Genomic DNA, 19,852 nt, shown 5'->3' with positions numbered 1-19,852 from the left:
GCATTGGGAGGCTCACGTTCCAGATGCCTCCTGATTAAGCCCTTTTCCAAAACCTGTTCCCAATTGCATTTTCCCGAAACTGCCTGCCGGACATGGAGAAACGGGACTGCTGCGAGTAGTTTGAACGGATGGTTTCGGGAGGCCGCGCCGAATGCTAAATCGGCGAACAACGGGTCGGTTTTGCACGCCAGGCTGAGACAACAAGACCCACAATACGACACTCAGCGGTCGTTTCGCGCTCCCCAACATCGGACATCCATTCATGTTCGCCCGACGCCTCGACCTGCGATGGCGGAAGTGGCGAGAAGTGGGACATTCCACCCGTTCGCATGCGACGTGCCGAACTACGGCTGTTGTGCAAATAGCGGCCATCCAGTCCACCGTGTCACACTCTTGATGGCATTTCCTTACGGAAGGCGGGCATGGATCACATGCCCGCAAACAGGCCGACTAAAATGTTTGGAGAGAACGAGTGCCACCTTATTAGCAACGGCAATTTCTGTTCCATAGTGCGCAGCCGCTTCACACGCTGCACCGACGTCGCCATCGACCAGAGCATTCAGCGCCATGTCGAGATAGTTCGTTCCGGTTGGCAGCGGATTGGCCTTCGCAACCGCTGCTCTCTTATCAAAGGCCGAGGACGTTATTCCTAGCAACGCGCTCAGCATGTCCGCTCCAACCGCGTCCACATCGGCAAGTGCGCGGTCAAACTGATGGCAGCCCGTGAGAAGCATAGTGGACATAAAGCGGGCTCTGGCATGCCGCCCGTTGTCATCGCATCCGACGTCTTCGGCGCGCGCAGATCCCGTAAATTCGATGGTGTCGCCAGCAGGAACCGGCCAAGGAACAAGAATATCAACACGGTCCCTAGCGGACTGGGGCCGCCAGTTTATATCGGTGACTGTGTCGATGGGCGTGACTCCAAGCGTCTTGGCGATCATGCGTACGAGCATTCTAGGTGCCGCCACGTAACAGCGAGCGCCATTGTATTTTCCCAGCGGTACAAGCTCGGATGTGACAAGCTCGTTCCCATCGATCTCGAAGATGTAAGCGCCGAAGCGACTGTAGGACCAGCGATGCGTGCTAAACCAAGCAAAATGCAGGTTCCGGTCAGCTAATTTCCCAAGATGTAAGTGCGACCGGTCTGCGGGTAGTATGGCGCCAGGCCTAATAAGCTCGTCCAGAATGATGGAGGTCAGCCCGGCCCAGTTAGTGCTATGATAAAGTGGGATCGTCATCGCCGAGTGTACCTACAATAACATGATTAAGACAACAATAAAATAATAGGCCAAAAATACCTCTCACAACTCAATGGCAGCTTAGGCATAGAGCTGCCTTATGCACCATCTCGGCAATCTTCAGGTTCCTCGCGAAATCCGTATCTCTGTAAGGTTTCAGGCCTTTTCCACCATGCTTCCAGTATCCAGTCTCAAGCTAACTCCGGATACGCAGTTCGATCACGACTTCAATTGTTGTACGCCTAGATTCTAGTTCCGGCCGCCCTTCCTTGCTGCCGCGGCGACCCACATCCGGTCATTCGCGCCATATTCATCGCTTCCCAGCTTCGGACGTTCGTTCATGCTCGAAGCGGGAGTAGTGCAGCGAGCATCGGCGCACGCCGCGCGGTCGCTAGCTGTCCCGAAAAGGATCGAATATCAGGGGAACAAATATCTTTCCCAAAACCCGGCAACGCCTCGAAATCGAGAAACCTATCGCGAGGCGATCACGTCTAACAGAGCATCCGCAGCTTTCGTGCGATAGCGCTCCTTGTGCCGTAGCCCGAAGAAAGGGCGAGGCTCGAACGCGATTGGGGCGACATGCAGCGTGCCTACCGCGATGGCGGGTTCGACCACCAGCGCCGACAGAACGGCGACGCCAGCCCCGGCCTCGACAGCCGTGCGGACGCTCTCGTTGGAGGGCATCGTCAACGCCACGTCGAGTGTTGCGGGATCAACATCCAGGCGGCGCAGGTAGCTGTCGAAGGTCGAGCGCGTGCCGGAGCCCGGTTCGCGCAGCACCCAGCGTGCCCGATGCAGCCAAACGGCGTCGATCGCCGCGTTTCCGAACGGCTTGGCACCGACCAGCAGCAAGCGATCCTCACCGATCGGCCAATGCGCCAGCGCCGGATCATCGATCCGTCCTTCGATGATTCCCAAGTCTGCCACGCCATCATGCACACGCGCGGCCGCCTGTTCACTGTTGCCGATCGCCAGGTCGATATCGATCGCCGGGTGACGCGCGTGGAAGGTCGCGAGGAAGGGCGGCAGCCAATAAGCGGCAATCGTCTGGCTGGCGACGACTCGGAGTGTGCCGCGCGCCAGGCCGCCGAGGTCGCGCAGCACCGTCTCGGCCGTTTCCGCCCGCGCCAGAACGCCGCGCGCTTCCGCCAGGAACAGTCGCCCTGCTTCGGTCAGCGCGATACCGCGCCCGACACGGTGGAACAGCTTGATCGCATGCCGTGCCTCCAGCGTAGCGATGGCTGCTGAGGCCGCTGATTGCGTAACGTTCAACGCGCGGGCCGCCGCGGTCATATGCTCGCGCTCGGCCACGGCAACAAAGATGCGAAGCTGTTCCAGCGTCATGCCGGTCCTTTATCTCATTCAATCGCGTATGGCGATCGGAATAACAATATAGATGCGTTGGAACGATCGATGGCTGGGGCATAGATGATGCAGCGGAAGGAACATCCCCCCGTGACCACCATCGCTCGACCGAACACTGCTGCAGCCACCGGGCGGTCTCATCGACTGCTCGCCCTTTTGCCGGGTATCGGTCTGTGCCTGGCCGTGACCGGCGCCGCCTATTCGCTGGAAGCAGGCGAGCGCGCGATCGCGGGCAAGGCGTGGCTGGAGGCGCTGGTGCTCGCCATCCTGATCGGCACCGCGATCCGCAGCCTGTGGACGCCCGGCGACAGATGGCATAACGGCATCGCGTTCAGCGCCAAATATCTGCTGGAGGTCGCGGTCGTCCTGCTCGGGGCCTCGGTCAGCGCCGCCACCATCCTGGCTGCTGGCGTACCCCTGCTTGTCGGCATCGCCGGCGTGGTGGCCAGTGCGATCCTGCTGAGCTTCGGCATAGGTCGTTTGCTGGGCCTGCCAACGCGCATGGCACTGCTGGTCGCGTGCGGCAACTCGATCTGCGGCAATTCGGCCATCGCCGCGGTCGCGCCGGTAATCGGGGCCGACAGCGACGACGTCGCCGCCTCCATTGCGTTTACCGCCGTACTGGGTGTCATCGTCGTGCTGGGCCTGCCGCTGCTTGGGATCGCGCTCGGCATGAGCGGCATTGCTTTCGGCGCGCTCGCCGGACTGACTGTGTATGCGGTGCCGCAGGTGATCGCGGCCGCCTCGCCACTGGGGGCTGCGGCCGTGCAGATGGGGACGTTGGTCAAGCTGGTCCGTGTGCTGATGCTGGGGCCAGTCTGCCTCGTCCTGTCGCTGATTGCGCCGCGCCTTGCCCCGCAGGAGCTGCCTGCCGGAGAGCTTGTGGCAGGTACCGCAGCGCCAAGGAAGTTCGACCTCGCCCATCTGGTCCCGTGGTTCATCGTCGGATTTCTTGCGATGGTCGCCTGTCGGTCGATGGGACTGGTGCCGACCGCCGCGATCATGCCGATCGGCCGCATCGCCACCTTGCTGACCGTGGTGTCGATGGCGGCATTGGGACTGGGCGTGGACGTCCGCACGGTCGCCAAGGCGGGCGGCAAGGTGACGACTGCCGTGGTGCTGTCGCTGCTCGGCTTGGGCGCGATCAGCATGTCTCTGCTGGCGCTATTGCACATCGCCTAACGGCCGATCGCGGCCGAAGCGGATCGAATAACATGGGTTTATGTTGAGCCGGATGCGTGGACCTCCCGTGTCCGACCGTATGGAGTTGCCGATATTGTGAGAATCACACTCAAGACAACGCTCGCTGCTGCCGCTCTGCTCAGCGGCGCGGCGCTGGCCCAGACCAACGACTTCGCCACCGCGATGGCCGGTGCGATGCAGCGCATGCATCAGGCGATGGCGGTCCCTTCGACCGGCGATTTCGACCGCGACTTCGCCGCGATGATGATCCCGCATCATCAGGGTGCCATCGACATGGCCGAGGCGGAACTCCGCTTCGGCAAGGACGAGCGGCTACGTCGCCTGGCGCAGGGGATCATCGTCGAGCAACGGCAGGAGATCTCGGTGATGCAGGCCATCCTGAAAGAAAAGGGCCGCGCTCCGGCCGCGCCTCAGACCCACCACTCGGAAGGAACCCATCGGTGAAGCAGCTGATCCTTGCAGCCCTTGCGGGCACCACGCTGGCCCCCGTCGCAGCGACCGCGCAGCAGGTGCCGAACGCACAGCCTGACATGCCCATGTCGCCCCGCGACCGGTTCTATACCTCGGACCAGTTTTCCAACACCGTGTCGGTCATCGATCCGTCCGCCAATCGGCTGCTCGGCGTCATCAAGCTGGGTGATCCCACGCCGATGAATCTCAGCCCGCTGTATCGTGGGCAGTTGCTGGTCCACGGCATGGGCTTTTCGCCTGACCGGCGGACGCTGGCGGTCGTGTCGATCGGATCGAATGCGGTCAGCTTCATCGATACCGCGACCAACAGCGTCCGGCACACTACCTATGTTGGCCGTAGTCCGCACGAGGCCTTCTTCCGCCCCGATGGCCGGGAGGTCTGGGTCAGCGTGCGCGGCGAGGACTATATCGCGGTCCTCGATGGCACGACCTACAAGGAGACGGGCCGCATTTCCGTCCCGAACGGTCCCGGCATGACGATCTTCTCGCCGGACGGGAAGTACGGCTATGTCTGCTCCAGCTTCTCGCCCGAAACCGTGGTGATCGACACCGCGTCGAAGCAGATCGTCGGCCGGGTGAAGCAGGAAAGTCCCTTCTGCCCCGACATTGCCGCGACGCCCGATGGCAAGCAGGTGTGGCTGACGCTGAAGGACATCGGCAAGGTCATGGTGTTCGACGCCAGGCCTCCATTCGCGGTGCTGAAGAGCTTCGCGACGGGCGCGATCACCAACCACGTCAACATTGCGAAGACGCCGCGCGGGCAGTTCGCCTATGTGACGGTCGGCACCGAGAATGTCGTGAAGGTGTTTCGCACCGACAATTTCGCCCAGATCGCGACGATCCTGGTCGGCGCGCTGCCGCACGGGCTGTGGCCCTCGGGCGACGGCAGCCGCATCTATGTCGGCTTGGAAAATGCCGATGCGGTGGCCGCGATCGACACCGCGACGAACAAGGTCATCGCCACCATCCCGATCGGGCAAGGCCCGCAAGGCGTCGCCTATGTCCCCGGCGCGGTACCATCGGGCGACGGCCTGGCTGGTCTTCAGCCGCTCGCAAAGGCAGGCGAGAAGGTGCAGCTGATGCTCTCCGGCACAGGCCAAAGCCAAGTGACGCTGTTCGATCAAGGGCAGGTGCAGATCCTGCAGGCCGCCGTCGCGGGCCTGCCACCCAAGATGCCGTTCGTTCTGGGCCTGTCCACCAGCCCCGACGGCAAAGGCCCGGTCGAACCGCTGGCCAAGTTCATGACCAATCCCGCCGGTGGTGCGATCGTCAACGCGGTCGGACCGCTGCGGCAGATCGTCACGCAGGCCGCCCCCGCAGGTGGGCGCCGCTATCTGGTGATCGCCTCTGGTCAGCCAGACGCTGAAGGGAATGTCGTGCAACGGCAGATCGAACGGTAACGCGTACCCGTCCTGAACGAGCATCGGGGCGTCCCAGATGCTCGTTCCAACTGCCCATTCCTAAATACGAACCGCTGACAGGAATCCCGCAGCGTCGATCAGGCTGATGGCCGCCTGCGCGGTTCGCTTTCTCGAAACTAGCAGGCGAAGGCGGAGTAACGGAAAGCCGCTCACTTCCCAAGGAGTGCGTTCCGGAAACGCGATCGACGCGGTGAGCGGCTAAGATCGTCCATGTCGCGATCACTTACTCAACCGCTGTTAAGACCCACAATACGACGTTCGGCAGGCGTTTTGCGGTCCCCGACTTCGGACGTCCATTCATGTTCGCTCGACACCTCGACCAGCTATGGCGGAAATGGCGAGAAGTGGGACATTACCGTCATGGCCCCTTCCAACGACCGCTTCCATGAAAATCGGCCATTCCCCGTTTGTTAGCCGCAGGCCATGCGGACATTAAATCTCGGCGAGTTCACTTGCGATCCCACGCAGGAAAGCAACCGTGTTGGACGAAGTGTCCGCTGCATTGATCCTTTATCCCACCGACCGAGGTTCATGTCTGGGGCTAGCCCCTGTTGTTTCAAACAGCGACTGCCTTGAGCGCCTTGTCCAGCGAGAACCTACCTGACGAGCCATCTGCGAAGGCCACACCGAAACAGCGTGTGGTATACCCTTGGTCACGCTCGTAAATTGCGAAGAAGGACGCCGGCGCGACGGGAAGCGGCCAATTCGTCTTCGCGCAATAATCGCGATAGAGGGCGGTTATATCCGCCAGATCACCGCCGGAAAACGGCTGTTTGAGGTCGTTGCGTTCGAGCATCGGCGCAAAATGCTGTTTTGCTGCGGTGATCGTTGCAAAACGGCGACCGGTTTCAAGAACTACTGACTTCGCCATACAAGCCTCTTCCTATCAAACCCTCGGTGTAATGCGGGCTGCCGTTCGGATATCCGCGATCTGCGTGCCAAGGGCCTGCAAACTCTGGCGCATATCGTTGAACACCGGCTGCTCGGCATCCGGATCGCTGATGGTGACGATCGCTGTGAACGGCACGCCTTCCTCGGGCATGACCTCCCCGGCGCGAGTTAGATAGTCCACGAACAGTCGCCAGTTGGTGGATGCCCCAACGCCGCGCGGGAAAGTCTTGGCCAGGACTTTGATCGGGCTCCACTTCAGATCATATTCAATGCGCTCCGCCTCGATAGCAGGGGCCTCGCGTTTTGACGGAAGATAAAGGGGTTCCAACTGGCCTTTCCAGCCACCCTTTGCTGTTTCCTGCTGCAAGGTGGCGTTGATGTTCACGCGGACAAATTCCGATCCAAACCGTGCATCAAGGGGCGGCGTGGAAACCAAGGTGATCTTCGCTCGCCCCCGGCATTTCCCGCCGGGTCCGACCAGTGAGGCCGGCCAGGGGAAACGGAAGTTGATCTGCTGATCGCGTTGAATACGCGATGCGAAGACCAGCGTGATGCTGTGGTCGCCGGTCTCTAGAATCCGGTCTGCCGAGGGCGGAAGACCAAAGCCCACCATATGGCGTGCGATCGGTGCGAGTTCCTTGGATTGCAAGGGCACCGGCATTTCGGCGTGGTGGACCATCAGGCCGATCAGGGTCTCGCGTGAGACCTCGCCTTCGATCGCATGGTCAAGAACCGCGGCGGTCTTGGCGGCGAGCGGCGCGGCATAGCTTGTGCCACAGCCATCCACAATCGTTCCGTCCGGCAGGATTGAAAACAGTCCATGCCCGAGTTCAGGATGTAGGGAGCCCGCGCCACCGATATGCGCCAGATCGGGCTTCACGCCGGCGCGCAGACCAGGACCGCGCCTGCTGTAACGAGCCGGGGCAAATGGCACGCACCCGCCATGGCCCGGCGGGTTGAGCGCCGCAACAGCGACGTTGCGGGCGCTTTCTGCGGGGGTCAGCAGGCTATCGTTACGGGCGGTCGCGAGATTGGCCAGGGCCCCAGTGGCATCCACCGGCCATTCAGCCCGGAGATCCTGGGGTTGAATGTTCCCTGCCGAAATGAACATGATCGCATTGTTGCTCTCGGCGATGTGATCGAGACGCGCGGCGTGAAGGCTATAGCGATCAGGTGCCGCAGGCTGCAAAATGTTGAGGCTCATGTTGAAAACCCGCACTCCATGCCGGGCGTGGGCATCGGACACTGCCGTTTCCATTTCATCGAAGAATTGGGGGAGGCCCTCGGGGTAGTAGGACGCGAAGGCCCCCGCCTTTCGCTCATTCGGAAACACGGCAACATCGACCAGCTCCGCGCCGTCGGGTTCCGGGCAAATTTCCACGCCATTCAGGGCGCCGCCTACGGCTGCCAGGCCGCCGATAAAGGTGCCATGCGCGAGATCGGCGTCTTCGTCGGCGAGAATGTCCCAGCGATCGATAACCCAATCGGACAATGCATCGCTGATGCCACCATCGATGATCCCGATGCGAGGGTGCGTTCGGCGGCTATCGCGAACCGGTAGCGCAATATTGGTCGGCCGGGCACGGGCGACAGCGCTGGCCGGCTGGCTTGCGCGGACAACGATGCCCGGCAATTCGATGCGCCGGACCAGTGGATGGTTGTCGAGAAAGGCCAGCAGGCGGGCGTGGCGCGCCGTGTCCGGGCTGAACGGCGCTAACTCGCGGCGTCGCTCTCTGACCGTCGATCCGGTCAGTTGCAGGACTGGTTGATCGCCCGACTGGTCGAGGCGGACGGATAGCAGCGGATGCTTGTTGCGGTGATTGGGCAAGCGTTCGACGGTCAGGCCGCGTTCGAGCTGGCTGAAACCAGCAAGGAAGCTTTCAACAAGGCGGCGCTGGCCTGCATCGAGGCGATCCCATTCCGAGCGGGGCGGCAGAGCCTCAAACAATTCGACCTGATAGCTGCCGCCGGTCGCGGGCCTGGAAAGCCACGCGACAGCTTCTTCCACGGAGAAACTGCGGCGGTCTGATGGGCCGTAGAGTTCGATACGGTCAATCGCGCCCGTCTCGCTTTTACGAGCGGTGGGGTGGGGTTCGTCCTTCTGCTTGGTCTCGTTGAACCGCATCTCCGTATGCGTTTCGGCTTTTTCAATCTGTGCCGAGACTTGCCGCAGGGCGCTGGGGCGAGCCTCAACGATCATGACACCGAGATCACCTCCGCCCACGACCGGTGTGCGATCGCTGCGGAACAGACTCCCGACCGGTCGGTGGCTTTTGGCCCAAGCCTCTCGGCGCAGGATGACTTTCACAAAGCCGACGTCGCCTTGAGCCTGGGCGCTCAGAACCCCCGAGATCGTGTCGATCTGGCTAATGAGCGCGGCCTTATGCTTGGCGAATTCGACATTGCGGTGCGCAAAGAAGTCCTTGTGTCCGCCGCCCCCGCCAGCGTCGCGTGCTTCCTCATAATTCTCGGGGTTGAGGACGATCTGAATCGGGCTAGCCATTGGGAACCTCCCCTTCGCCGGCCTTGGCTACACGGCCAAGCTGGCGGCTGACTGTTGATTTGTCCTTGCCGGCGATCTCTCCGATATCGGCCATGGAGAAGCCGAGGATTGGATCGTCGCGCATTGCCCGGAACAGAGTGCCGGGGTCGTCGAACAGCAGCGCACGCCTTTCGCTTTGAACCCGCGCCGCGTTCAGGGTCGCGAACTGGCGCAGCGTGTCCAAAAGCCCGCGCTTGTCCTCATCGCGCAGCGTGGTCGCCTTTTTGTATGTGCGCACGAGCGACTCGATCTCCGCCCCGGTCGAGCCATCCGTGAACCAAGAAATTAGCCGCAAATGGCTGTCCGGAGCCTTTACGGGCGGCATGAAATGCGCGGCAATCGCCTTGCGGATCTCGAAGTCGGGCTTGGGGATTTCGAGTTGGACCTCGAAGCGCCGCCAGACGGCTGAGTCCAGCAGCTTAGGGTGGTTGGTGATGCCGATCGTAAAGCCCACGTCCCGGCGTATATCGAGATTTTGCAGGAGCGCGTTCACGACCCGCTTGATCTCGCCGACTTCTTGCGGGTCATCCCGAACCTTCGCGATGGCGTCAAACTCGTCCAGCAGCAAAACGCAGCGGTGGCGGTTTGCGAAGGTGAACAGGTTGCCAATGTTGCGCGCCGTGGTTCCTAGAAACGACGATACGAGACCATCAAGCTTCACGAGCACGACGGGCAGGTCAAGCTGCTTAGCGATCCAGAGCGCCAAACGCGTTTTGCCCGTCCCAGGGACGCCGTAAATGAGGCAGGTCTTCGATGGCCGTATGTCAATCTCGGCGAGGGCGTCGAAATTTACCCATTCATCGATGATCGTATCGACGGCCTGACTGACGGTCGAGTTGAACAGGGGAGGTGTTGACTGGATGTCGACTGGAAAGATGATGTCAGCCAGCGGGGCCGACGTTTCGCGATCAACGGGAACCGGTGTGTTGCGGGTCAGATGCTCGCCAAGAATTTGAGCTCTAGAGCGTTCGATGCGGCTCGGCGCCAGCTCCTTGGTGCGCTCCGCTGTAGTCAGGATGCCTGCCAGGGTGGCCGCCTGCTTTTGTTCGCCATCCTTGGCCAGAGCATCGCGCAGACGTTCGACCTGCTTGCGCAGGGCTGGCGACGCATCGGCCATTGCGGCGCGGCAGAGGGCTTGGATGATAGTGAAATGTTCCATGATTTATCCTGGGCGCGTTGCACGGTTGCGCCGTCTCGGTGCGTATATGCCGAGATGAAGTGCGTTTCAACATCAATCCGTTGCAACAATCGCGGATATTGGTGCGCAAAATCGATCATAGGTTGCACGATTGAAGGAGTCAGATGTGACGCGGGCTTCGTCGCTTGTATGGCGGCAGGGTCTTCACCGGCGGTCGCCGTGACGATGTCGAATGCATCGCGAAAGATGCATTGATCAGATATGGCCGCTTTCGGTCCGAGCGGTCGTTCCCGGCCGCTGATGGGAACGGCTTGAGTTGGTCGTGAGCGGCTGCGGTTGACCTGCCGAAGGGCAGACCCGACCGCAGACGCTTAGGACCATATATCCGATTTCTACAAACGGACGTCCGTTGATCTGCGATCCGTGCAGAACTGCCATACAATTCGGTCGAAAGCTGGTAGCATAAGGACCATCGGCTCGTCTCGAGATGGTCGCGATTGGCCGAGCTGGCGCCTTTTCCGACCCGAAAGCAGCCGTGTCGCCATCTGAAAAGATTGTGAGAGACACACGCAAGTCGAGTCGACTACCGCGATCATCGTACAACCCCAGCCAGCTTCTTCGAACGGGGTGCTATCGGCCTCAATCCGGTTTACAGTCCCGTCAGGGTAGAAGCAATCTCCAGCACCCGGTCCGCCCGTAGATCGGATTGCAAGGCCCAAGTCTTGGTCTGTTATGAGGCGGGCAAGAAAGGTTTCCGCCTCGGCCTCAGACCCGGACGTCTTCCGGTTTTTGCAGCACTGCCTCGATGTGGGTTCCCGTCGCACGCTCCTCGTTCGAGAAGCCGTCGAAGCGCGAGAGCTCCGCAAAGTCGATCCCCGTCAGCTCCGCGACGTGCCGCACGCTGCGCTGATATGTGCGGAACGCTCCAAACGTCGCCTCGAGGCTGCCAAGCTCGCGGGCCTGGTCGATCATGTACGCGGTCGCCGACGGCCGCCCATCGTCCGATACGAATGCGACGACCTTCCAGAACGCTGAAGGTATGCGCACACCGCGATAGGTTCTATCGTCGTCACGGAACACCGGTCCGGAGAAAACCGTGGCGCGCTCCGCCCACCGCCTAGTGTTGTCCAGAATGTAGCTCTCCAGACTTAGCCACGTCCTTTGGTTGAACGCGGCCATCTGCGGAGCGCAGTTGGTGAAGTGGAACGTGTCCTCGTTCGCCGTAGCGGCGGTGTCGCCCCAGTTCGGGTCCTCGCGCCGGACCAGGTGTCCACGGTCGAGAAGGTTGTCGACATATAGCTCCTCGCCGATCTGGCGCTCCGGCGCGATGCGCCCGTCGAGGGCCCACTTGTCTTGCCCGCGCTCGATCTTGACCGAACTCGCGCCATCGATGTTCACGCCTACGAACACCGCCATCCTGCGCGATCGAGACATCGCCACCGAGAAGTGCTCGTAATCAAGCCGGTCGTCCGCCCCCTCAACCGGCAGAAGATCCTGCGCACGCTCGCCAACGAGCCCGGGCCACTTAACGACGAACTCGCCGAGGAAATCGTCGACGTAGCCGACCCGCTCCTTGAGCGTCTCGGGATCGGTCACCCGCGGCTTGCGCTGGCGCGCCTCCAGCACGCTCTCGAGTGAGGCGCTCGCACTCGTGGCCACCCCTCCAAGCCGGCGCATGTCGGCGAGCCTCGGTGCACTGAACGTCATCTGGTCCCCCTCTTTCCCAACAGAACCCGGTCATAGGCGTCGAGCACGTGCATGACCCGCCGCGCGCGCTCCGGCGCGTTTCCATGCTCGGCCAGCCCGGCGAGCAGCTCGGGTAGCATGGCCGCACGATCCGCCGCCTCGATCATGGTGCCCGCCCAACGCTCGAAGCCGGAGGAGAACGAGCGTGAGAGCCGGTCCGGACGGAGCTCCTCGGGCCAGAGGACCGGCGCCGCCTCAGCCTGAGCGGCGAACGACAGGAGCGCCTCGCGACCGGCCTCGCGTGCGCAGACCAGCACGAGCTGGTGCAGCTCCGGCGTCATTCCACGCAGCAGTCCGGACGTCACCGGATCCCGAAAGGCCGCGATACGCACATCCAGTCCAAGCCTCTGGCCGTCGCGGAGCGCGTACTCCGCAAGAGTCGGGGCGCGACCGCGGCCCAATTGCCGTAACCGCTCGAGCGTCTCGACAAGGTCGGGTGACGCGAAGACGGCGAGCGACTGGTCGCGGAGGCGCTCCACACCGTCCACCATCGCGGGATCGAGGTAGCGCAGCAGCCGCAGGCCGACCCGCATGTACGACGGTCCGACCGAGCCGGCGCCAAGCTGCACGTGACGAAGCGCCTGGGTCGTGCGTACTTCTGGACGGGACCGGGTCTGTCGCGGCTGGAAGATGGACATCCGGGAATCCTCGTCGCCTAGCAGGCGGAAAAGCGCATCCACCGCCTCGGAACGGGAGAAGTACTCCTTCGAATGCGGGTTCATTGCCGCCGCCCATTCCACGTGAGGCGACGACGCATGCTCGCGGAGCGCGTCCAGCATCCAGCCGGCCTCGCGGCGGCCAGACGCCGCCATCGCCGCCCGCCACACGCCGAATGACGTGAAGTCGTCGGGCATCCGCGAGCGGCTGCGACGTCGGTCCAGCAGGAACTCATCGACGAACTCCTGAACCAGACGGGTCCCGAGCGCGACGAGCGTATCGAGATCGCCTGCGCCATAGGCCTTCTCAGCTGCGAGGCTCGGCACCGGGTCTGCCGGACGAAGCGCCACCGGCCGAGAGGCCAGCCCAGTCGCAGCGCCCCCGGCCGGGTCCACGCCGCGACGCAGGGACCGGCTGGCGCTCTCCACCGCCACCTCCCGCTGAAGGTCTGGCGCCAGCGCGGCGAACTCGTCCACCTCCAGCCCACGGTCGGACATGAACTTGATCCGCGCGCGCAGCTCCGCCGGAAGATCCGCGACATCCTCGCCGATCATGGTCCGCAACTCCGCCAGATCCGCCTCGCCGAAGGCGTCCGGCTGGACGAACGCGCGGTGATAAATCCCCTCCGCGCGCTGCTCCCGGGCGGTCAGCGCGCGGTCGCCACCCGCCTCGTAGTAGGCAGAGGCCGCCCTGTGGATGTCGAGGGAGAGCGCCGGCTGGCCCGCCATCATGGCCTGGAACATCTGACGCCGGAGTTCCCGGCGGTGACGAACCGCTCCCGGCTCGCGCCGCGTGTCGACGAGCCAGACCTGCTCGCTCAGCGCTCCGAAGAGTGCACTCGCGCGCGCCTCGTCCACGTCGCCGAGCCCGCATGGTCCGGCCAGCACGTGTCGGATGAGATCCGGCGTAACCCGCCGCAGGACGAGCCCTGGATAGGCTACCTTCTCGAGGTCTGGGTCGGAGGTCCGGATCCGGCGGAGGATCCTCGTGTAGAGCACGGTCTGGGCAATCACGCTCGCGAACCGTCGCTCACCGACGTCCACCAGCAACTCGCCGGCCCCGTCAGCCCCCTCGGCCGCGACGTAGCGCGCAATCATTTTGAGAGTGAGCGGGTTGCCACCGTACCGCTCGACCAGGGCGTCGACCGGGATGGACGCCGTCTCGACCCGGGCCGACCACAGCAGGTCCCGCAGGAGTCTCGCCGCCGGCGCAGGCTTGAGTTCGGCCAGCGGGAGGTTCCTCGAACCCGCACCGAGCAGCGCGGATAGCTGCCCCTCGTCGGTGCGGCCGGCGAGCACCATCCGCACCCTGCGCATGCCGGACTCGCCGAAGAGCGCCCGCAGCCAAGCGGCGAGTTGCTCGGCCCGGCCATCCCGATGGACGAGCACCTCTTCCAGCGTGTCGAACACCAGCAGCAGCGGGACATCGTCCAACGCCTGCCCGACAGTGGCACGCCAGCGCGACCAGAGGACCGCCTCCCGCGCCGCCTCCAGACTCTGGCTTTCAAGCAAGCCATCAGAGCGCTCGTCGTCAACACCGGGCTGGTCGAGGAACGCGTCAACCGCCCACCGGGCGTAAGGCACCGCGAAGCCGATCTGCCGCGCGAGCTCTTCAAGGAGAACCTGCGGCGTCGGGGTCGAGAGCGCCGCTCGGTCGAAGTCGAACCAGAGCAATGGAAAGCCCGGGCCGAAGTAGCTGCGGTGGAGGCGCGAGAACTCGGCCAGCAGGGCCGACTTGCCGACACCGGGCTCGCCGGTGACCACTGCCGCCCACGCGATTGCGGATTGATCGACGTCCTCGAGCGCCGAGCGGGCGAGCGTCCGCAGATTGCGCAGGTGCCAGTCGCGCCCGATCAGCGGACCCGAGGACAGAATCGCGCGCTCCGCTTCGGCCGTACGAACGGCGAGCACCGAGTCGACCTCCCAGGCAGCCCTTGCTCGGTCGAGGAACGGGGCCGCGAACTGCATGGCCTTGCGGGCTGCCTCGAGCGCCTCGGCCTCGAGCCGGCCGATGGACGGGTTTAGATCGCCCCTCAGCGCCTTCCGAAGGTAGCGGCTGAACGCGTCCACCGGCTCGATGCGTTCGGCGACCGCGCTCAGCCCCAAGGGACCCATCGCCATGGAGGAGAGCGCCCGCTGACGGGCGTCGGCGGTCAGTTCCCACTTCACCGCGTCGTCGCCGACGACTTCCACGCAATCGGCGCTGAGCGCTCCGAGGACGTCGACGACGCGCGGGTCTCCTAAGTCTCCGACCAGCTCGAGCGGATCGAACGGGCCGCGGAGCGCTGCGCGAGCCGTCACGTCGCCCAACAGCTCGAGCGCAGGCCCGCCGAGAGGAAGCTCGACCGCCGTCACTGCAATGGCTCCGATTGGGCGTAGACTTCGGAGATGGCGACAGCGATCGCCCGCGCGAGGGGCATCGGCTTGGCCTTCGCCGCGTTAAGGATCAGCCGCGCCTCGCGCTCGAGCTCCGCCATGTCGCGATCCTCGTCCAATTCGGTCGAACGGCGAGCGACGTAGTCGGTGACCGCGGCGCGGTCGAACGCAGGCACATCGTCGAAGATCACGGCGCCGGGCTGAGCCCCAAGCGGCAGCGAGCGCTGGCCGACCAGCACCAGGCGCATGAAGTCGCCCGCCCCGACCTCGGCGTAGAGGCGCTCCAGCAGCCGCGCAGCCGTGCCCTCCCGTATCGGATGAGCGTCCAGGTCCTCGACCACGAGCCAGAGGGTGCGGTTGCCAGCTGCGGCACGCAAGGCGGAAATGAGGCCGGGCACCAAGTGGTCGCGCAGCCATGCCTCTAGCGCTGTGTCCGCCTCCTGCAGCTGAGGCAGGCCGTAGGTGCTGCCCGCACCGGCAGTCCGCTCGAGCAGCACGTTTGCAAGGCGCGGTGCGTCGAGCGGCAAGTCGGCCGCGCTGAACGTGACGATGAGATTACTCACCTCGTCGAGCAGCCCACGCAGCAATACTTTCGTGAAGGCGAGGTCCGCATCGACGGCGCCCCGCACGCACACGATGCGCGCAGGTCCGGTCAGCATGGCGTTGACGGCGGACTGGAAGCCGTCCCGGCCCACCACCGGCTCTCCCGTGACAGGGATGCGCCACACAGGGTCGAGCACACCTACGACGTTCTCAACCTTGTCCCGGCGCGCCGCGATGGAAGCGGTCGGGATGGCGCCATTCACAAGCGGCTTGCCGTCGTCGTCGAGGAACGTGCATTGGTGCATCGCTACTACCTCGAACGCGCGATCCACGATCAACCCACCGGAAGACCCCGGGATTGAGGCGGCGGTATGCCTCAGGCGGGTGCGGACCGTCCCAGGCCACAGCGACTGGCCGAAGCCCGCCGCGTAGTGCATCACATCGCCGGCGGGATGCTGGTAGAGGTTGATCGCGCTACGCTCGGCATCGACGCATGGCACCCGCGACGCGCCGAGGCTGTAGAAGCCGCGCTCCCTGCCCACGACACGATCCAGCCGGAGGACGGCGTAGTCGAGCCGGTCCCGAAACTCATCCGCGTCAAGCAGGTCCAGTGCGGAGGCGGACGAGCCGGTGTCCTCCGCGTCGTGCTTGGGGCTGCTGGCGATAAGCCACTGCGTCATCACGCCGCAGACCATCGGCCGGTTATAGCGCCCTACGGCATCGAAGTTGACCGAGATCAGGCGGTCGGATCCCCTCGCCGGCTGGCCGTCGCCGCCAAGCAGGCGCTCGACGACGTGCCTCGCCGTGAGGACCGCCTGCGGACCGACGAGGAAGCCCGTGCCATGGACCGGCGGATCGGTCGCGAGCGAGATCCGACAGACGCGCTTGCGGGCCGCAATGCCGCCGCGGTGCATCTTTTCCTGCACCAGCATGCCGAGCCGCTCGTCGACAATGCCTTGGAGCTGGACATGCGCTGCCGGTTTAGCGTCCTCGGGATCAGGATCGGCGAAGGCCCCTGCCACTGAGAGCCGCTCGGCCAGGTCGCCGAACCATCCGTCGTCGCGGGCGCGGAGCATGGTGACTTCCACGGCCGACCGTCCCGGGGCCATGAGGGCGAGCACCTTGAAGGGGAGCGAGCGGCCACCGCGGGCCTCGTTGAACACGCGCTCGTAGTCCCCTCGTGCGAGGATCACGCCGGAGGCCAGCCCAGCGATCTCATCGTCAGTCGGCTGCGTCACGGCGCTGGGGACCATTGGACGGAAGCCCGGCCGAACACGTCCCAGCCGCGCATGCGCGGGATCGCATGGGCGTAGTTCTGACGCCGCCAGAGACCACCGAAGTGCAGTCCCATAAAGTCCTGGGGTGCATTGAGCGACAGGATCGCCGACCCGGAGTTGCCGACGAGCGTCGTGGCGTCGTGCAGGAAGACGTGGCCGATGGGGTCTGCGGTCACCCCACCCGGGGAAGCGGTGATGCTTCCCGGCGCCGCGTACTTCGTCCCGTAATCGGCGCCAAACAGCTCAGCGAGACGTGCAACGACTTCGGCGTCGACGTCATTGGTTGCGGTCACCGGTAAGGAGCTCGGCCGCGCGGGATAGCCCACAACGAGCACCTCCCGAGCGCGGTCGGCGCTCTCGACCGCCTGGTCGAGGCACCCGGGAGCGGGGAGCGGCGTCTTCGCCACGTTCACTGTTTCCACCGCGAGGAGCGCCGCGTCGATCAACCCTAGGTCCAGGACCTCGGGGTCGATCTCCCGCGAACCTGCGCCGATTACGTCGACCACCCGGAAGCGTGAGGCTGCCGTCTGCGAGCTCGGACGCTCAGCGAAGTCGATCGTGACGTCGTCCGACAGCAGGCGCCAACGCGCCGGATCGTTGCGCCTCGGGATCGGAGCCGCGAACGCTTGGAGGACATGACGGTTCGTGAGGACGAGCCCGTCGCCGACGACAAAACCCGTGCCGATGTGCGCGCCATCGGCATCAATCCGACCCACCCGCCCGAGATGAGGCTCGATGACGCCTGCAGAGAGCGCAACTCGCAGGCGGTCGCGCCATTCCGCCACCCTCGGATCCTTAAGATCTAGCGTGCCGTCACGCACGCGAAGCGCCGGCCGTCCTTTGAGCAGGATGAGCGCCTCGAGGCCAAATCGGGCTCGATCGGTGGGCAGGGGAGCGCCGGACGCCAACGCCTCGACGGCCTCCTCTGCGCCGGAGAGGATCTCCGCATCTACGGTGCGGGCCGCCTCCGCTACGCCGATCAGGCTCTCGAGCTCGCGGAGGACGGTCAGGCGCCTCGACCGGTTCGTCGCTTCCGTGCCGCCCATCACCGCCCCAGCGCCCTCAACTTGCGAGGCCCGCGGCAGCCACAGAACGCGCTCGGGCAAGACGACGGGCGAACCCGTGGGCGGCCGCGCGACCGCGACCCCCTCGAGCTCGCCGAAGCGGGCGAGGCGCGAGTCCCCAGTGCGTCGCAGCGCCGCGGATAGCTCCGGCGAGGGACGCGTACCCGCCCACTTCACCTCGGCCGCGACGTCGGCTGGCGCGAAGCCCAGCCTCGCCTGTGTCAGCGCGATGTTGGCGATCTCGGCCTGATAGCGCGGCCAGTCGAGATCCGGCGGTACTGCACCCGGCCCCACTTCTTCGTCGATGAAGGCGGCAACCGAGTCGCGCAGGAGGGCCGACTCGGCAGCACCGGCAGGCAGTTCGGAAAGAGCGATGTCGACGAGCCGACCTGCGTCTAGGATGCCGGGACCGAAGTTCTCGACGTCCCAGCCGTCGGGCGTGCGGCTACTCGCCCTCAGCGCGGCACGGAACAGATGTTGGGCCCGGACGCCTCGGCTCCGCGCTTCGGCGAGCACGGCGTCGCGACCATGGGCGGAAAGCCAGAGCGCGGCCGCGCCCGCAGTCAGCGCCGTCGCGAAGGAGGTTCCCTGACCGGGGCCGATCGCGTCGAGCGGGTCCTCGGCCCGCGACCTCGCGGCTCGCCACACCAGCTCAGCGGGGGCCGTCACGTCCACCGCCGAACCGCGGCTGCTGCCCTTCCACTCGCCGTCGGCATCGTTGCTGCCTGCAACGGCAACCACCTCCGGATAGCGGGCCGGCCAGATGACGGTCCGCACGCAGTTGCCGGCAGCCGCGACGACGAGCACGTCACGATCGACAGCGTGGCGGATGGCCGCGTGCATTGCGCGGCTCGGGATGCCGCCGAGGCTCATGGAAATGACGTGCGCGCCCACCTCGACTGCGCGCAGGATGGCGCGCGTCACCGGAGCGGCGTCGAACACTTTGACGTCCTGAAGGCAGCGGATCGGGATCACGGAGGCGGCCGGAGCGGCGCCCGAGAGCATTCCCGCGCGCCGGCTCGCGAGCACGCTGGCAGTGCCGGAACCATGCCCCGGATTGGCCGTGCCCGGATTCAGCGGATCGGTCGGATCACATCCACCCTCGACGAAGTTGGCGGCAAGGTCGAGCCTGAACATGGCCGCGCCGAGCTCCGCGTGCTTCGCAATCCCACTGTCGGGCTGCGCGACAAGCACACCCGCCCCCTCGGCGCGGGTCCATGCATCGACAATCCCGCTCCTGCGCAGAGCCCAGAGCCGGTCGGCGGGCGGGGCCGACGTCACCCAGCACAGCGCCTCGCCGATGCGCGTCGCCTCGAGCAAACTAGGCTCGGCAGGACCATTGCCGTAGATCGGAGCTCCCACGTCGGGCTCGACGCTCACGAGTCCGAGCTGGTCGCAGAGCGCGTAGGAAATCGCGTAGAGGGTCCGAGCGTCGAGCGTCCGCTCCGCGCCGGGCAGCCGCAGCGTAGCGAACCGCTCTAGCGGCGCCTCAAAAGGATCAATTCTGAACGAGTTGGCGGGCAGACGCTCTGCGAGCATGCCGCGGGAACCCTCCGCATCCAAGGGCCCCAGCGCCTCGAGCACAAACCTAATCTCTGCAGGAGGCAGCGCATCGTCGGGAGTACTTGCACCGGCGGTAGCGAACGTTCGCAAAAGTTCTAGCGCGTCCAGCATAACTCCCCTGCCCCCGCGCAACGGGACTCGGCTCGGCAGTAGCCAGCAGCCAAACCCGATCAGCGCGGGACGGAGCATCGCCCAAGAAGAGGACGCCTGCAAGTACGCAAGCTCAGGGTGGTGCAGCTACGCGACGGTGTCTAACAGACCAAGGTCGTCATCCCCGCACTGTTATCAGCCGCTCAGGCCATCGGCACGCTTGATGCAAACATGACCGTCGTGCTTTGCATCGCAGCCATGAGTTGAT

Annotated in this window: 12 protein-coding genes; 3 read left to right on the top strand and 9 right to left on the bottom strand. The window is 64.6% G+C overall.

Annotation, left to right across the window (positions count from 1 at the left end):
* Nucleotides 1–407 precede the first annotated feature (407 nt).
* Nucleotides 408–941, bottom strand: a complete 534-nt coding sequence (locus tag KV697_RS13995) for a hypothetical protein (RefSeq protein WP_219018708.1) — start codon at nucleotides 939–941, stop codon at nucleotides 408–410.
* 768 nt (nucleotides 942–1,709) lie between these two features.
* Complete coding sequence (locus KV697_RS13990) at nucleotides 1,710–2,582, bottom strand: LysR family transcriptional regulator (RefSeq protein ID WP_219018707.1); 873 nt, start codon at nucleotides 2,580–2,582, stop codon at nucleotides 1,710–1,712.
* A 111-nt stretch (nucleotides 2,583–2,693) separates the two neighbouring features.
* On the opposite strand from KV697_RS13990, the gene KV697_RS13985 reads away from it, so the two are divergent.
* From KV697_RS13985 to KV697_RS13975, 3 genes are all read left to right on the top strand, one after another.
* A complete protein-coding gene (locus tag KV697_RS13985) occupies nucleotides 2,694–3,785 on the top strand; it encodes a YeiH family protein (protein ID WP_257575349.1) in 1,092 nt (363 codons plus the stop codon).
* A gap of 96 nt (nucleotides 3,786–3,881) precedes the next feature.
* Entirely contained in the window at nucleotides 3,882–4,250 is a 369-nt protein-coding gene (gene copM / locus KV697_RS13980) for a CopM family metallochaperone (RefSeq protein WP_257575348.1), read from the top strand.
* The gene (locus KV697_RS13975; RefSeq protein WP_257575347.1) at nucleotides 4,247–5,677 is read left to right on the top strand and encodes a YncE family protein; all 1,431 of its coding nucleotides are present in this window, start codon (nucleotides 4,247–4,249) and stop codon (nucleotides 5,675–5,677) included. The genes copM and KV697_RS13975 overlap by 4 nt, the downstream gene beginning before the upstream one ends.
* A 577-nt stretch (nucleotides 5,678–6,254) precedes the next feature.
* Here the strand turns inward: KV697_RS13975 and KV697_RS13970 are convergent.
* The 7 genes from KV697_RS13970 to KV697_RS13940 all read right to left on the bottom strand — a co-directional run bounded on the left by KV697_RS13970 (nucleotide 6,255) and on the right by KV697_RS13940 (nucleotide 19,470).
* Nucleotides 6,255–6,569 (bottom strand): hypothetical protein, encoded by a 315-nt coding sequence (locus KV697_RS13970; protein WP_219018706.1) that lies wholly within the window; start codon nucleotides 6,567–6,569, stop codon nucleotides 6,255–6,257.
* Nucleotides 6,570–6,584: 15 nt separating this feature from the next.
* Nucleotides 6,585–9,092: a S8 family peptidase gene (locus KV697_RS13965; protein WP_219018705.1), complete on the bottom strand. Its 2,508-nt coding sequence runs from the start codon at nucleotides 9,090–9,092 to the stop codon at nucleotides 6,585–6,587.
* Complete coding sequence (locus KV697_RS13960) at nucleotides 9,085–10,290, bottom strand: AAA family ATPase (protein ID WP_219018704.1); 1,206 nt, start codon at nucleotides 10,288–10,290, stop codon at nucleotides 9,085–9,087. The genes KV697_RS13965 and KV697_RS13960 overlap by 8 nt, the downstream gene beginning before the upstream one ends.
* 744 nt (nucleotides 10,291–11,034) lie before the next feature.
* A complete protein-coding gene (locus KV697_RS13955; RefSeq protein ID WP_257575346.1) occupies nucleotides 11,035–11,976 on the bottom strand; it encodes a DNA/RNA non-specific endonuclease in 942 nt (313 codons plus the stop codon).
* Complete coding sequence (locus tag KV697_RS13950) at nucleotides 11,973–15,026, bottom strand: ATP-binding protein (RefSeq protein ID WP_219018703.1); 3,054 nt, start codon at nucleotides 15,024–15,026, stop codon at nucleotides 11,973–11,975. The genes KV697_RS13955 and KV697_RS13950 overlap by 4 nt, the downstream gene beginning before the upstream one ends.
* Nucleotides 15,023–16,828, bottom strand: a complete 1,806-nt coding sequence (locus tag KV697_RS13945) for a trypsin-like serine peptidase (protein WP_219018702.1) — start codon at nucleotides 16,826–16,828, stop codon at nucleotides 15,023–15,025. Before KV697_RS13945 ends, KV697_RS13950 begins: the two co-directional genes overlap by 4 nt.
* Nucleotides 16,825–19,470: a S8 family serine peptidase gene (locus KV697_RS13940; protein ID WP_219018701.1), complete on the bottom strand. Its 2,646-nt coding sequence runs from the start codon at nucleotides 19,468–19,470 to the stop codon at nucleotides 16,825–16,827. The genes KV697_RS13945 and KV697_RS13940 overlap by 4 nt, the downstream gene beginning before the upstream one ends.
* Nucleotides 19,471–19,852: the final 382 nt, after the last annotated feature.

The organism is Sphingomonas sanguinis (genome assembly GCF_019297835.1).
Lineage (GTDB): Bacteria > Pseudomonadota > Alphaproteobacteria > Sphingomonadales > Sphingomonadaceae > Sphingomonas > Sphingomonas sanguinis_D.
This window is presented reverse-complemented; position numbering and strand designations above follow the sequence as displayed.

Excerpts from the sequence above, each read along its gene's own strand:
- KV697_RS13955 (WP_257575346.1), bottom strand. The coding sequence starts at position 11,976 with ATGACGTTCAGTGCACCGAGGCTCGCCGACATGCGCCGGCTTGGAGGG.
- KV697_RS13940 (WP_219018701.1), bottom strand. The coding sequence starts at position 19,470 with ATGCTCGCAGAGCGTCTGCCCGCCAACTCGTTCAGAATTGATCCTTTT.
- KV697_RS13960 (WP_219018704.1), bottom strand. The coding sequence starts at position 10,290 with ATGGAACATTTCACTATCATCCAAGCCCTCTGCCGCGCCGCAATGGCC.
- KV697_RS13990 (WP_219018707.1), bottom strand. The coding sequence starts at position 2,582 with ATGACGCTGGAACAGCTTCGCATCTTTGTTGCCGTGGCCGAGCGCGAG.
- KV697_RS13995 (WP_219018708.1), bottom strand. The coding sequence starts at position 941 with ATGATCGCCAAGACGCTTGGAGTCACGCCCATCGACACAGTCACCGAT.
- KV697_RS13965 (WP_219018705.1), bottom strand. The coding sequence starts at position 9,092 with ATGGCTAGCCCGATTCAGATCGTCCTCAACCCCGAGAATTATGAGGAA.
- KV697_RS13970 (WP_219018706.1), bottom strand. The coding sequence starts at position 6,569 with ATGGCGAAGTCAGTAGTTCTTGAAACCGGTCGCCGTTTTGCAACGATC.